This is a genomic window from Flavobacterium sp., assembly GCF_035299245.1.
Taxonomy (GTDB): domain Bacteria; phylum Bacteroidota; class Bacteroidia; order Flavobacteriales; family Flavobacteriaceae; genus Flavobacterium.
In genome coordinates this window covers 75,164-88,898 of record NZ_DATGWY010000014.1, presented here as the reverse complement: position 1 = coordinate 88,898, position 13,735 = coordinate 75,164, and the positions used below count along the sequence as shown (strand labels likewise).

The 13,735-nt window shown below is 35.6% G+C and carries 12 protein-coding genes, 1 tRNA gene and 1 pseudogene; 5 read left to right on the top strand and 9 right to left on the bottom strand.

The genetic code is table 11. From position 1 onward, the window contains the following. Positions 1 to 555: 555 nt before the first annotated feature. Positions 556 to 640, bottom strand: a tRNA-Ser gene (locus VK161_RS09285). A gap of 284 nt (positions 641 to 924) precedes the next feature. On the opposite strand from VK161_RS09285, the gene VK161_RS09280 reads away from it, so the two are divergent. Further along, positions 925 to 1,731: a DUF6268 family outer membrane beta-barrel protein gene (locus VK161_RS09280; RefSeq protein ID WP_324214496.1), complete on the top strand. Its 807-nt coding sequence runs from the start codon at positions 925 to 927 to the stop codon at positions 1,729 to 1,731. 75 nt (positions 1,732 to 1,806) lie between these two features. On the opposite strand, the gene ribB is transcribed toward VK161_RS09280, so the two are convergent. The 6 genes and pseudogenes from ribB to tpx all read right to left on the bottom strand — a co-directional run bounded on the left by ribB (position 1,807) and on the right by tpx (position 8,829). Continuing rightward, positions 1,807 to 2,940 (bottom strand): 3,4-dihydroxy-2-butanone-4-phosphate synthase, encoded by a 1,134-nt coding sequence (gene ribB, locus VK161_RS09275; protein ID WP_324214495.1) that lies wholly within the window; start codon positions 2,938 to 2,940, stop codon positions 1,807 to 1,809. 419 nt (positions 2,941 to 3,359) lie between these two features. Further along, positions 3,360 to 4,793 (bottom strand): annotated as a pseudogene (locus VK161_RS09270) (LptF/LptG family permease); the annotation flags it as partial. A gap of 5 nt (positions 4,794 to 4,798) precedes the next feature. Next, positions 4,799 to 5,440, bottom strand: coding sequence for an outer membrane lipoprotein carrier protein LolA (locus tag VK161_RS09265; RefSeq protein WP_324214493.1), 642 nt, complete (start codon positions 5,438 to 5,440; stop codon positions 4,799 to 4,801). A gap of 1 nt (position 5,441) precedes the next feature. Further along, on the bottom strand, positions 5,442 to 7,925 hold the full coding sequence (locus tag VK161_RS09260) for a DNA translocase FtsK (protein ID WP_324214492.1): 2,484 nt from the start codon (positions 7,923 to 7,925) through the stop codon (positions 5,442 to 5,444). Positions 7,926 to 7,954: 29 nt separating this feature from the next. Continuing rightward, the gene (locus tag VK161_RS09255) at positions 7,955 to 8,326 is read right to left on the bottom strand and encodes a diacylglycerol kinase family protein (RefSeq protein ID WP_324214491.1); all 372 of its coding nucleotides are present in this window, start codon (positions 8,324 to 8,326) and stop codon (positions 7,955 to 7,957) included. Between the two features lie 5 nt (positions 8,327 to 8,331). After that, positions 8,332 to 8,829 (bottom strand): thiol peroxidase, encoded by a 498-nt coding sequence (gene tpx, locus VK161_RS09250; RefSeq protein ID WP_324214490.1) that lies wholly within the window; start codon positions 8,827 to 8,829, stop codon positions 8,332 to 8,334. A 267-nt stretch (positions 8,830 to 9,096) separates the two neighbouring features. On the opposite strand from tpx, the gene VK161_RS09245 reads away from it, so the two are divergent. From VK161_RS09245 to arsB, 4 genes are all read left to right on the top strand, one after another. Next, positions 9,097 to 9,420: a metalloregulator ArsR/SmtB family transcription factor gene (locus VK161_RS09245; RefSeq protein WP_324214489.1), complete on the top strand. Its 324-nt coding sequence runs from the start codon at positions 9,097 to 9,099 to the stop codon at positions 9,418 to 9,420. 122 nt (positions 9,421 to 9,542) lie between these two features. Continuing rightward, complete coding sequence (locus VK161_RS09240; protein WP_324214488.1) at positions 9,543 to 10,016, top strand: DUF6428 family protein; 474 nt, start codon at positions 9,543 to 9,545, stop codon at positions 10,014 to 10,016. 217 nt (positions 10,017 to 10,233) lie between these two features. After that, entirely contained in the window at positions 10,234 to 10,842 is a 609-nt protein-coding gene (locus VK161_RS09235; RefSeq protein WP_324214487.1) for a protein-tyrosine-phosphatase, read from the top strand. Between the two features lie 75 nt (positions 10,843 to 10,917). Beyond that, the gene (gene arsB / locus VK161_RS09230; protein WP_324214486.1) at positions 10,918 to 11,949 is read left to right on the top strand and encodes an ACR3 family arsenite efflux transporter; all 1,032 of its coding nucleotides are present in this window, start codon (positions 10,918 to 10,920) and stop codon (positions 11,947 to 11,949) included. 247 nt (positions 11,950 to 12,196) lie between these two features. Here the strand turns inward: arsB and VK161_RS09225 are convergent, their stop codons facing one another. Both VK161_RS09225 and VK161_RS09220 read right to left on the bottom strand, forming a co-directional pair. Beyond that, positions 12,197 to 12,970: a sulfite exporter TauE/SafE family protein gene (locus VK161_RS09225; protein ID WP_324214485.1), complete on the bottom strand. Its 774-nt coding sequence runs from the start codon at positions 12,968 to 12,970 to the stop codon at positions 12,197 to 12,199. Positions 12,971 to 13,058: 88 nt separating this feature from the next. Continuing rightward, positions 13,059 to 13,694, bottom strand: coding sequence for a peroxiredoxin (locus VK161_RS09220; protein WP_324214484.1), 636 nt, complete (start codon positions 13,692 to 13,694; stop codon positions 13,059 to 13,061). Between the last annotated feature and the right edge of the window lie 41 nt (positions 13,695 to 13,735).

Here is a 13,735-nt window from a genome sequence, read left to right as displayed (position 1 = left end):
TTAATTTGATTTATAGTAGCATTTTGAGTATTTGTAAGTGTAAAAAATATAATGACAAATCTTTCCAGATTTGAAACGATAATTAGTATGATTTGATCTTCTTCATTTATTTTTGGAAAATGAGCAAGAAGTATAGCTTGACTAAATGATAGATTGCATATTGGTTTACTTATTTTAAACTTTGATGTTAGTAAAGTTGCCCTTGGTATGATTATTCATTTTATTGCAGACTTTGTTTTGTAGCAAATTCGGCGTCACTAAATTTCAATTTTTTACATACACTGATAAGTATACTTTAGGGATAGAAATTATTGCAAAACAAAAACCCGCTAAATCGCATGGCTTAGCGGGTTTAACTTAACTTTCAAAAAAGTTTTTGCGGAGAAAGAAGGATTAACTTCGTTGTTCCAAATGGAAGAACCTGTAAGTAAAACCCAAAAAGTTCCTATGTCACTTTTTAAGCTTTTTAATTCCAAAAAGCAACTTCAGATCACAACTTTGATTACTTTTTGGAATTAAAAAACCCCAAAATCTACGATTTTGGGGTTTTATTCGCGGAGAAAGAGGGATTCGAACCCCCGGACCTGTTACAGTCAACAGTTTTCAAGACTGCCGCAATCGACCACTCTGCCATTTCTCCAATAAGTCTTACATTCCTTGCGAATGCGGATGCAAATATAGTAACCTTTTTTTGTTTTCCAAATACAATTCCAACAAATAATCAGATATTTTTTATTTTAAAAACTAACCCATTCATTTTCTATATTTTAAAATGGAAATTTGTTTTTTTGTTATTCTAAAATTAGCTCTTAAATGAAAGAAATTTATATTTGTGGTATGAGTAGACAGCTGTTTAGGACTTTTTTTTTCTTCATTATTGTTACGATGTCTTTTTTTTGTTATTCTCAAAATACAAATGACTTTTTGACAATTAACTATTCTACTTTTCCAAAATCTGAATTCAAGAGTGGAGAAGGCAAGGCGCAATTGAGTCATTTTGATTTTAATTTTGTAACTCCAACGATTCAACTCAATAGTAAAACTAAGATCAATAACATAGTTTATTATCGATTATCGAATTATCAATACAGCTCCTTTTCTAATTCTGCTCAAGCATTGCCTCAAGAGTTACATGAAATTAAGTATTCTTTACTAACAAGGCATAAGTTCAATTCTAAATGGGAGTTACTTTTAGTTCCCAGAATCTCAATTAGAAGCGATTTTAAAGACAATTTAAGTAGTAACGACTTGTTTCCAGCAGTTTCTTCAATAGTGATGAAAACCTCACAAAAGAATGAACGTCTAAAATGGGGATTTGGATTGAATTACAACAATGATTTAGGTAAAAATTCACTTATTCCCATTTTAGCATTCAGTTATGTTTCTGATAAAATGAAGTTTACCACTTATTTTCCTAACAATGCCAGCCTAATTTTCCTTCCAACAAAAAAAATGGAGTACGGTTTCGGGTTTACCACTGATCCAATATTGTTTCATATTAATACGATTGATTCTATTGACTATTTGCGAACATTAAACGTGGCTGTTCATCCATATTTTTCGTATAATTTAACCTCAAATCTATGGTTGAATGCAAAAGCAGGTTGGGTTTTGCGACGCAATTTTGACTTTTATAACTCCGATTTTAAGACACCAACTGATGATTATGAAAATCAATTGAAACCATCTGCTTTTGTTCAATTTGGTTTAAGTTTACGCACCAAGCAGTAGTTAAATAATGTGTAAAAAAAAGACAGATTATTTTACTAACCTGCCTTCATTTATCGTACTCCGTACTTGACACTTCTAATATTGTACATATTCTGTAATTTCCAAACCATAACCAATCATTCCCACACGTTTGGTTTGCTCGGTGTTAGAAATCAATTTGATTTTGGAAATGTCAATATCATGAAGAATTTGAGCTCCAATTCCGAAATCTTTCACATCCATTTTGATGATGGGCGCTTTGTTAATTCCTTTTTCTTGGAGTGACTTTAATTCTTTAAGACGGTTCAATAAATCCAACGATTGAATTTCTTGATTGATGAACAAAATGGCTCCTTTTCCTTCTTGATTAATCAATTGGAACATATCGTCTAATTTCTTATCGGCATTGTTGGTCAAAGTGCCCAAAATATCGTTGTTGATTTGAGTCGAATTGATTCGGGTTAGAATCGCTTCACCGTTGCTCCAACTTCCTTTGGTTAGAGCCAAATGGACTTGTTTATTGGTCGTTTGTAAATAAGCACGCAATCGGAATTGACCAAAACGGGTTTCAATTTCAAAATCTTCTTTCTTGACAATCAAACTGTCGTGTTGCATTCTGTAGGCAACTAAATCTTCGATGGAAACAATCTTTAAGTCGAATTTTTTGGCTACTTCAAATAATTGAGGCAATCGCGCCATTGTTCCGTCTTCGTTCATGATTTCAACAATGATTCCAGCCGATTTGAATCCGGCTAAGCGAGCAAAATCAATCGCAGCTTCCGTATGGCCAGTTCTTCTTAAAACTCCGCCTTGTTTGGCAATAAGCGGAAAAATATGTCCAGGTCTGCTTAAATCATGTGGTTTAGTATCAGGATTGACTAAAGCTTCAACTGTTTTAGCTCTATCTGAAGCAGAAATTCCGGTGGTAACTCCGTTTCCTCTTAAATCTACCGAAACGGTAAAAGCGGTTTGCATTACATCGGTATTGTTGGAAACCATAGCATGCAAATCGAGTTCTTTACAACGGTTTTCGGTCAGTGGAGCACAAATTAAACCTCTTCCGTGAGTGGCCATAAAGTTAATCATTTCGGGAGTAACCTTTTCGGCAGCAGCCAAGAAATCACCTTCGTTTTCTCGATCTTCGTCGTCAACAACAATGATGACTTTTCCTTGTCGAATGTCTTCAATGGCTTCTTCAATTGTGTTTAATTTTAATGCAGAATCTGACATTTTTTCTAGGTTTTGTAGTTGTAATATCATTATTTTTTTTCAGAAAGCAAACCTTTCAATAGCGTGTTGTTGTATAAGTAAATGATGAAATAAAATGGAAATCCGGTTACCATTGAAACAGCAATTCCGGGTTCTACATTGGTGTTGGTTAGGATTCCAATTTCATCTAATTTTTTCTGTGAACGGTAAATACAGTATAAAAATCCGATTAGTAAAAGTACAAATCCAATAATTAAAAGTACAATGCTCGTATTATTTTTGACAATAAAGAAAGCTACTGTAGCAATTAAATTCAAGATTAATGAAATGTTTGAGAATTTTCTGTATTCCGCTAATTCAGAGGTGAAATTTGAAGAGCTTACAGGTTCACTTGGGAGCATTTCATTGACTTCATTTGGTAACTCAATTGCCTTTACAGTTTCTTTTTTAGAAAATAATGATCCGAAGAATTTCTGAATGGGTACAGTTACAGCATCAAAATTAAACATACCACCAATATCATTAGTTGCTCTGTAAGTTAGAATTATGGCTAACGGACTCAAGACCATAGACGACATCCATGTTCCTAAAAAAGGGGTAATTCCGTTTTCTTGAGCTACTTTTTTTCCAAATGTATTGATGAAGTGAAAGATGATGAAAATTCCAACCGCAAATACAATTGGTAATCCCAAACCACCTTTTCTGATGATGGCTCCGAGTGGTGCGCCTATGAAGAACATCAAAATACATGCAAATGCAATTACAAATTTATCGTACAAAGCAATCCAATGTGAATTGATGTTTTTTTGTTTTTCCTCCATTTCAAATTTGGAGCTATCAATAGAAAAAACAGTACCTTCAACGTTGCTTTTGGCCACATTGTAGACTTGTAGTTTTCGATCTTTATCTAAGGTAGAAAAATGGCTCTGAAAATCAGAAATTTTGGATAGTGGTGTTGCTGATTTAGGAACAATCATAGTGGTATTTACTCTTTGGTAAATGTTCTCAGCATACGATGTAATGTCTCTTTTATAGTTGGTGTTTAAAGAATCCAAAGTGTAATTCAATTCACTAATATTCAACATAGTATTAGTGTTGGTAATTTCTCCCGTATCGTCTTGCGAATTCAATTTTGATAGATCAATATTGATGACATCTCTTTTGAAAGTAGCTTTCGCGAAGGGTAATCGCTTGCGTTCTTCGTATTTTTTTGGAAAAATATCCTCATAATAGTATCCATCAAAAAGCAGTAGCTTCAAGGTATTTGAATTTTCACTACTAACTAATTCTCCGCGATTAGCTCTAATTACGGTTTTATTACCTTCTCCGGTGCTTGATTTGATGTGAATGATAACATCAGACAATAAATTTCCGTTTTCACCAGATTTCTTTTGGACTTTAATGGTGTAATTACCAATTTCACTGAATTGACCTTCTGCAATAGCCATGGCGGGTTTTACTTGTGCAATATTTCGTCTGAAGTTGATGAATTTGTATTCGGCATACGGAATCACATTATTAGCAAAAACAAATGCAACAATGCTCAAAAACAAAATGAAAAAGGTAAGACTTCGCATGGCGCGTTGCAATGAAATTCCAGACGATTTCATAGCTGCAAATTCATAGTTTTCAGACAAACTTCCGAAGGTCATAATGGATGCCAAAAGCACAGACAAAGGCAATACTAAAGGAACAATTCGTGGCATTGAAAACACCAAGAATTTTACTACCATAAAAAAGTCGAGATCTTTCCCCGCTAATTCAGAGATGAATAACCAAACCGTTTGTAAAATGAATATAAAAAACAAGATTACAAATACCGTAGTAAATGTAATCAAGAAGGATTTAAGTAAATACTTATCTAATATTTTCACAAATGCTAATCTAATTTATTGATGTAGTAGTTGGGATACTTACTGGCTACAAAGATAAATTGATTTTTGGATAATGGCTGATTGGTTTTAAAAGAATTAACAGTTAAAGTTGTTTTTGTACCATTTTTGCCTACTTCGATAAGGTTGTAGATGTGTTTGGTTTGGATATCAATTCCCAATAGCACTTCTTTTCGCTGATCTTTTCCGTTGGTTGGAACCAATTTAATGTACTGTATTTTTCTTCCTTTTACGTTTTGTAAAATATCCATTGAATACTTATAACCGCTATTGAAAAACGTCAGCATTTTGGATGGAGTAATTGATTTTTCATCGTTATCATTAGCAGATGAAATAGTAATCTCTTCATCTTCAGGAACAACTGTGTAGGTCTTTTTTCCGTCGTATAATTTTGTCGCTCCCATGAAATTCAATATGTATTTATTGCCTTCCAAGGTTACATTTCCTTTACTTTCCTGATTGATGTTTTCTTTAGTATTGGTCAAAGTGTATTTAAAATCAATCACAATATTTTTATAGCTTTTGATTTTAGCAGTTACATCATCAAGAAGTTCTTTCGCCTTTTTATCTTGAGCATTTGCATTGAGTGTAACAAATAGTAAAAAAGCAATAGAAAATAATTTCTTCATTTTAATCATTATTTTGTTCATTATTAAAAAAATGTTCCAATGCTACCAAATCGGGAATATTAACGCTTCTCGCTTTACTTCCTTCAAACGGACCCACAATTCCTGCGGCTTCCAATTGATCGATTAATCTTCCAGCTCTGTTGTAGCCTAGTTTTAACTTCCTTTGCAATAATGATGCCGAACCTTGTTGAGCAGTGACAATTATTTCGGCAGCATCTCTAAACAAGGAATCTCTTTCTGAAATATCAAACTCAAGATTTACATTCGAACCTTCTTCACCAACATATTCCGGAAGCATGTAAGCCGTAGCATACGCTTTTTGTGAACCAATAAAATCAACTATTTTTTCAACTTCTGGAGTATCAACAAAAGCACATTGAACACGTACTAAATCATTTCCGTTGGAAAATAATAAATCTCCACGACCAATCAATTGATCCGCTCCACCCGTATCTAAAATGGTTCTCGAATCGATTTTTGAGGTTACTCTAAACGCAATTCGAGCTGGGAAGTTCGCTTTAATCATACCGGTAATTACATTCACCGATGGACGTTGCGTTGCAATGATTAAGTGAATCCCGATGGCACGCGCCAACTGAGCCAAACGCGCAATGGGAGTTTCTACTTCTTTTCCAGCCGTCATGATCAAATCGGCAAACTCGTCCACAACCAAAACAATATAAGGTAAAAATCGGTGGCCGTTTTCCGGATTCAATTTGCGTTGTTTGAACTTTTCGTTGTATTCTTTAATATTACGAACCATCGCGTCTTTTAATAACGAATAACGGTTGTCCATTTCAATGCAAAGCGAGTTCAATGTATTGATTACTTTACTGTTATCAGTGATGATAGCATCTTCAGAATCAGGTAATTTGGCTAAATAATGACGCTCAATTTTGTTGAATAAAGTCAATTCCACTTTTTTCGGGTCAACCAAAACAAATTTAACTTCCGCTGGATGTTTTTTGTACAAAAGCGAAGTTAAAACCGCGTTCAATCCAACCGATTTTCCTTGTCCGGTTGCTCCAGCCATCAGCAAGTGAGGCATTTTGGCTAAATCAACAACAAAGGTTTCGTTTGAAATGGTTTTCCCTAAAGCAATAGGCAATTCCATTTCAGCTTCTTGGAATTTAGCTGCCGCAATTACGGTTTTCATCGGAACCATAGTTGGATTCTTATTCGGAACTTCAATACCAATAGTTCCTTTTCCTGGAATAGGAGCGATGATACGAATTCCCAATGCGGCTAATGAAAGTGCAATATCGTCTTCTAAACTTTTGATTTTTGAAATTCGGATTCCCGCTTCAGGAACGATTTCATATAAAGTAACCGATGGACCAACCGTAGCTTTGATTTGTGAGATTGTTATTCCGTAGTTTTTTAACGTTTCAACAATACGGTTTTTGTTTTCTTCTAATTCTTCTTGATTGATGGTAATTCCGACCGAGGCATATTCTTTTAATAAATCGATGGTTGGAAATTTATAGTTGGACAACTCCAATGTTGGATCAAATTCACCAAAATCAGCCACAATTTTTGCCGCTAAATTTTCTTCAATGGTATCTTCATCCTGCGCTTTTTCGATGACAAATGCCTCATCATTCGTTTTGATGATCGGCGTTTCAACTGGAGTTACAGTTAGTGGAGTAGAAGTTACAACTGGTTTTGGTTCTGTCTTTAAAGTCGGCTCCAATTCAATTTCAGAATAACTTGAAATGGTAGGTTTTAAAGCTTCTTTGTTGATTTCGAATTGAGATGTTGGCTTTAAAACTTCATCAATATCGTAATCAATATGAGATTCTTCTTCTTTATCATTAACAGCATATTCTTCTAAATTATATGCTCCATCAGAAGGAGTAGGTCGCATGCTATCAATATCGTCTTTGATCTCTTTTTTCTTGCTTTCAAAAAAGGTTTTGATTGATTCGGGCGACATTTTGATTTTGAATAACAAGTAGATTACTAATCCAGCAATTAAAACCAAAAGCGTACCGATTTTTCCAATAAAATCTTGGAAAAACAAGTTCATCTCGTAACCAATTGTTCCCCCTAATTGAGGCAGTGAAGTGGCGAAATAACCAAATAAAATGGACAATACAATCATTACAAACAAATCCCAAAACCAAGTGTTTTTGAGTTTTTTGAGCGGTAAGTCCAATACCAAATAAGCGCCAGTAACAAAGAATAATTTTACAAATAGAAAGGAAGCAGCTCCAAATCCGCGGTGAATGAAAAGATCGGCCAAATAGGCACCAATTTTTCCTAGCCAATTGTAGGCTTTTTCACTTCGATTGCCCAATTCATCCACTACACTTTGGTCTTGGTGACCGTAAATAAAAAACGAAACAAATGCCAAAAGCAATCCGATAGAGAAGAGCAATAAGAAGCTTCCAATCAAAACACGGTATTGTAATTTCATCTTCCATGGAAGTTTTTCTTCAGGAAGTGCATCGTTTGTAGTTTCTTTTTTTCTTGCTTTGGCCATTGATTATCGAAATTTCGGACAATAATAAATTAAAATTTTGGAATATAGATAAGACAACCGATAACAATTGCAGTCATTGCGGCAAAGAAAACAGCTCCAGCAGCAATGTCTTTAATAAATCCTATTTTTTTATGAAATTCAGGATGAATGAAATCGGCTACTTTTTCGACTGCAGTGTTTAATCCTTCAACACTCAATACCAATCCAATTGCTAAAGTCTGAAACATCCATTCTTCACGGGAAATTTCAAAATAAAAACCAGCAATTACCATGAGTACTGCAATTGACGATTGCACCATCACACTGTGTTCAGTTGTGGCTAATTTAAAAGCACCTTTCAGTGCAAATCCCATACTTTTGAATCTTCCAGAAAGGAACGATTTGTCTCTTTGGAATTCCATTTTTGTTATAATGCGGCTAATGCAGCTTCGTAATTCGGTTCGTCTGCAATTTCAGGTACTTGCTCAGCGTAGGTTACGGTTCCGTTTTCATCTAATACGATAACTACTCTAGAGTGTAAACCTCCAAGCGGACCTTCGATCATTTCTAATCCATAGTCTTTACCGAAGCTACCTGTTTTGAAATCGGATAAGTTAATCACGTTTTCCAAGCCTTCAGCGCCACAAAAACGTTTTTGAGCAAAAGGTAAATCTCTTGAAATGCAAAGTACTTTTGTGTTTTCTAGCGCGCTTGCTTTGGCGTTAAAAGTGCGAACAGAAGTGGCGCACGTTCCAGTATCGATACTCGGAAAAATATTTAAAACCAATTTGCTTCCTGTAAAATTTTCCAAAGAAGCTATTGATAAATCGTTTTGTACTAATTGAAATTGAGGTGCTTTCGAACCAACTGCTGGAAGTTCACCACTTGTTTTTATTGGGTTTCCACCTAATGTTACTGTTGCCATAATGTGATTTTTATATGAATCCAAAAGTATGAAAATATTTCGGAATAGGGAAAATGATTTTGACCTTAAAAATTTAACAGTTTATGTTTGGTTTGTATTATTGTTTTATCGTAATATTGCAATATAATAATTGAGTAGTTTTACTCATCAAAAATAATTTGAAAAATAGTTGTAAGTTCTAGGTTGTAAGTATGTGTAGTCTCAACATTAGCTGTTGCATACCCAATACAGTATAAAACATAGAACATAGAACACAAAAACATCATTATGGGTGCATCAAAATCCGATTCGTTTTCAGTAGAACACAATGAAATAGCAAGCTTGTTTAAAGCCTTGTCACATCCAGCACGAATTGCAATTGTGGAGTATTTATTGTCCGTTAATAGTTGTATCTGTGGAGATATTGTCAACGAATTGCCTTTGGCACAACCCACCATTTCGCAGCATTTAAAAGAATTAAAAAACGCCAACATCATTAAGGGAAACATCGAAGGAACAGCCATTTGCTATTGCTTAAATCCAGATACAATGGCAAAAATTGAAAGTTACTTTGCCTTGATTTCCAAAAAGTTAAAATTGAAATGCTGTTGATTTAATGACTTCTTAGACTGGCTTAGAAAATTAGAATTGTTTCAATTGAAGCCAAAAATCTAATAAATCATTATTCAATCATCTAACTAGTCTAATAATCTTATAATCTAAAAATCTAAAACATGAAAATCTCAGAATTCAAAAACAGATTAGAGCAAGTTGAAAATTTCACCATTCAATTGCCCAACAGAACTACTATTCCGGCTCATTTTCACATCACAGAAATGGGTTTATTGACTAAAAATTTTATCGATTGCGGCAACACCATTCGCGAAGAAAAACTAATCACTTTTCAAGTGTGGTTGGCAGCCGATTTTTACCATCGTTTAGCGCCGAGCAAAGTTTTAAAAATCATTGATGCTTCCAAAAACTTAATTGGTGATACCGATTTAGAACTGGAAGTGGAATACCAAACCGAAAGTACCATCGGCAAATTTGGCCTAGACTATTCAGAGGGAAAATTTATTTTAACTCCAAAAGAAACTACTTGTTTGGCAAGCGATCATTGTGGAATTCCAGCCGATAAAATGAAAGCAAAAATTGGAGAGTGGAAAGAAAAAGTATCTTGTTGCACACCTGAATCGGGTTGTTGTTAATATGAAGCTAATCCAGCTATACACTCCAAGTTTTTTGGTTTCAAGCTGCTTTTGTAATCCTAAAAAAAGCTTCCGTTGGTCGCTCTTTTTAGGAAACAAAATCTAGCTTTTTCCTCAAAAAAGCTTTCCGTTGCTATCTGGGCTAAAAAGTAGTATTTAAAAACCCTTGCAGACTTTGCGTAGTTCATTGCGCTCTTTGCGGTTAAAAAAAAACAATATGTTCGACATTTTATCTAAAACAATCCAATCAATTGCTGAAATTTCAGTTCCCAATGAGCGAAAGGATATACTACAGCCTTTGATTGACTACATTCAAAATAAATTCAATACTAACGAAGAAATTCGCTTGAACTTTATTTGCACGCACAATTCGCGACGCAGTCATTTGTCTCAAATTTGGGCACAAACCATGGCGTTTCATTTTTCAATAAAAAATGTGTTTTGCTATTCAGGAGGAACGGAAGCTACGGCGATGTTCCCGAAAGTAGGCGAGACATTAGTCAATCAAGGTTTTGAAATTCAGAAGTTGAGTCAAGAACAAAACCCAGTTTACGCTGTGAAATTTGATGCAAATCAACATCCCATCATCTGTTTTTCAAAAGCGTATTTTGATGAATTCAATCCGAAAAACAACTTTGGAGCGATCATGACGTGCAACAATGCCGATGAAGGTTGCCCAATGGTATTCGGAGCTGAAGCGCGTTTCCCCGTCAAATACGACGATCCAAAAGCCTTTGACGGAACCGAATTCATGAATGAGAAATATATAGAACGCAGTTTACAAATTGCTTCTGAAATGTATTATGTGTTTTCAAAAATTAAATAACTCTTAAAACTTTGCGAACTTGGCGCTGTCATCCTGATCTTGTCGAAGGATTTGCGTCTTTGCGGTAAAAAAAACATGAAAAAAAGGCTTAATTTTTTAGACCGATATTTAACTCTTTGGATCTTTCTCGCCATGCTTCTTGGTGTAGCCATCGGTTATTTTATTCCCAATTCGGATGATTTTATTAACTCTTTTTCGTCGGGAACTACGAATGTTCCGTTGGCTATTGGGTTGATATTGATGATGTATCCGCCGTTGACAAAAATTGATTTTTCAAAGGTGCCACAGATGTTTCAACAACCCAAATTGTTGGCTGTTTCGTTTTTCATCACCTGGATTGTCGGTCCGTTTTTAATGTTTTTGTTAGCGACATTTTTCCTCAAAGACTATCCCGAATACATGACTGGATTAATTATTATCGGAATTGCGCCTTGTATTGCGATGGTGATCGTATGGAACGAATTGGCCGAGGGTAATCGCGAACTCACAGCAGGTTTAATCGGAATCAACAGTTTGCTGCAAGTGTTTTTCTTCAGTCTGTACGCGTATTTTTATTTGGCGGTCATGTTGCCCTTATTCGGAATCAAAGGATTGGAATTGGATATTACCATTGCTGAAATAGCCAAAACGGTCGGCATCTATTTGGGAATTCCGTTTGCATTGGCTGTTGTGAGTCGGTTTTTGATTAAAAAACACCTAGGCGACAAGTTCTTCAACCAAAAGTTTTTACCGTTTGTGTCGCCGATTACGCTGATTGCGTTGCTTTTTACGATTGTCATCATGTTCAGTTTGAAAGGCGAAATGATAGTAGATTTACCTTTGGACGTATTGCGCATCGCGATTCCGCTCGTGATTTTCTTTGCAATAATGTTTTTCCTAATGTTCTTTGTTTCGAAGAAAATTGGCGCCAATTACCGCGATGCAACAGCTTTATCGTTTACGGCTTCGGGGAATAATTTTGAACTCGCCATTGCCGTTTCAATTGGTGTTTTTGGCATCAATAGTGGACAAGCATTTGCAGGAGTTATTGGTCCGCTTGTAGAAGTTCCGGCATTGATTATTTTGGTGAATGTGGCGTTTTGGTTGCGGAAAAAATACTTCAATTAATAAAAAAATGTTCTGCGTAACTCGTTTGCGTGAGGGCGAAGGCGGAAATGACGACAGCGTTTTGCCGTTTTTGTAGGCCTACAAGGGCGACAGCAGAAGCCATTGTATGACGTAGAAAAACGTGCAAAAAAGCCAAGGAATTGCAGCTGTAGACCGACGGCTGGCGATGGGAGAAGAGTGGGAAGCCGACACGCTATTCTACTATTTTAGAATTCAGATTTTAGATTTTAGATTTCTTCTGTAAATATCAAATCCAGCCTAAACCGAGTGCGATTCCGATGATTATGAGGAAAATGGCCACAGTGATTTTGAGGAAATTGACAGTGACTTTTTTGAGGAGTTGATTTCCGATGAAAGCTCCAGTCATGGCCGAAAGTGTGGTGCAAATGAGTAATGGTAAGTTTTCATTTAAATTTAGGTTCATCATTCGGGTTGCGTAGACGCTGAGGCGAGTGAAATCGACCAGCGACGAAATGACAACAGTGGTTCCGATAAAAGCTTCTTTGGCCAAGCCAGCGCGAATGAGAAACGCACTTCGCAACGCACCTTGTGTTCCGGCTAAACCTCCGAAAAACCCACTTAAAGCGCCGCCAATGGGTAATTTGTTTTTATCGAATTGGAGTGTGTTGAAGTACGGCACAATGTCCATGCACGCAAAAAAGAGAATTAATAAGGCTATCGTTAGTTTTAAAGGATAAATAGCGAATGTTTTTCCAAAGAGTTCGTAGGTAAACAACGGTTGCATATTGGGGATTTTGAGCAACACAAAGGCACCGATGAAAGCGAAAATAATGGCGGGAATTCCGAATCGGATGAACACTTCTTTGTTGACATTTTTGCCGACTAAAATCAATTTGAACATATTATTGAAAAAATGCACAATTCCAGTAAGTGCGATGGCCACATCAACAGGAAAGAAAAGCATTAAAACCGGAGCGAGTAATGTTCCCAATCCGAAACCCGAGAAAAAGGTGAGGAGTGCGGTGAGAAAGGCAACGATGGATACGATTACTATTTCCATGAGTTTTTTTCAAAAATAAAAAAACTCCCAATTAATTGAGAGTTTTTAATGACAAATTTTAGTTTGTTACTTATTCTTGAAATTTGAATTAATTGGAAGCTAAATAAGCTGCAGTACTGTTACGATCAGCATTCATAGCTTGTTTTCCTTGTTGCCAGTTGGCTGGACAAACTTCGCCATACGTTTGAACGTGGCTGTAGGCATCAATTAAACGTAAAAACTCGTCCACATTTCTACCTAGTGGCATGTCGTTTACACTTTCGTGGAAGATTTTTCCGTCTTCATCAATTAAATACGTTGCTCTGAAAGTCACATTTGAGCCTTCAAGGATTTCGTCGTTTAATTCTTCGTCGTACACCCATTCTGAATCCAATATATCTAAAGCTGCCGATAAGTTACGAGTGGTATCTGCAATAAGTGGATAGGTTACACCTTCGATTCCACCGTTGTTTTTTGGAGTATTCAACCAAGCAAAGTGCACTTCATTAGTATCACAAGAAGCGCCAATTACCATAGTATTTCTTTTTTCGAATTCTTGTAAAGCTGCTTGAAAAGCGTGTAATTCAGTTGGACAAACGAAAGTAAAATCTTTAGGATACCAGAATAAAATTACTTTTTTCTTGTTTTTGGTAGCTTCTTCGAGCACGTTGATTCTTAAATTATCTCCCATAAAAGAGATTGCATCTACTGTAATGTTTGGAAATTTTTTTCCTACTAATGCCATGTTATTGTATTTTAAATGTTAGAACTGTTTTTCTGGTGCGA

Coding starts and splice junctions, on each gene's coding strand:
- tpx (WP_324214490.1), bottom strand. CDS start 8,829: ATGGCAACAGTAACATTAGGTGGAAACCCAATAAAAACAAGTGGTGAA.
- VK161_RS09235 (WP_324214487.1), top strand. CDS start 10,234: ATGTTCGACATTTTATCTAAAACAATCCAATCAATTGCTGAAATTTCA.
- VK161_RS09240 (WP_324214488.1), top strand. CDS start 9,543: ATGAAAATCTCAGAATTCAAAAACAGATTAGAGCAAGTTGAAAATTTC.
- VK161_RS09265 (WP_324214493.1), bottom strand. CDS start 5,440: ATGAAGAAATTATTTTCTATTGCTTTTTTACTATTTGTTACACTCAAT.
- VK161_RS09245 (WP_324214489.1), top strand. CDS start 9,097: ATGGGTGCATCAAAATCCGATTCGTTTTCAGTAGAACACAATGAAATA.
- VK161_RS09260 (WP_324214492.1), bottom strand. CDS start 7,925: ATGGCCAAAGCAAGAAAAAAAGAAACTACAAACGATGCACTTCCTGAA.
- VK161_RS09220 (WP_324214484.1), bottom strand. CDS start 13,694: ATGGCATTAGTAGGAAAAAAATTTCCAAACATTACAGTAGATGCAATC.
- VK161_RS09255 (WP_324214491.1), bottom strand. CDS start 8,326: ATGGAATTCCAAAGAGACAAATCGTTCCTTTCTGGAAGATTCAAAAGT.
- ribB (WP_324214495.1), bottom strand. CDS start 2,940: ATGTCAGATTCTGCATTAAAATTAAACACAATTGAAGAAGCCATTGAA.
- arsB (WP_324214486.1), top strand. CDS start 10,918: ATGAAAAAAAGGCTTAATTTTTTAGACCGATATTTAACTCTTTGGATC.
- VK161_RS09225 (WP_324214485.1), bottom strand. CDS start 12,970: ATGGAAATAGTAATCGTATCCATCGTTGCCTTTCTCACCGCACTCCTC.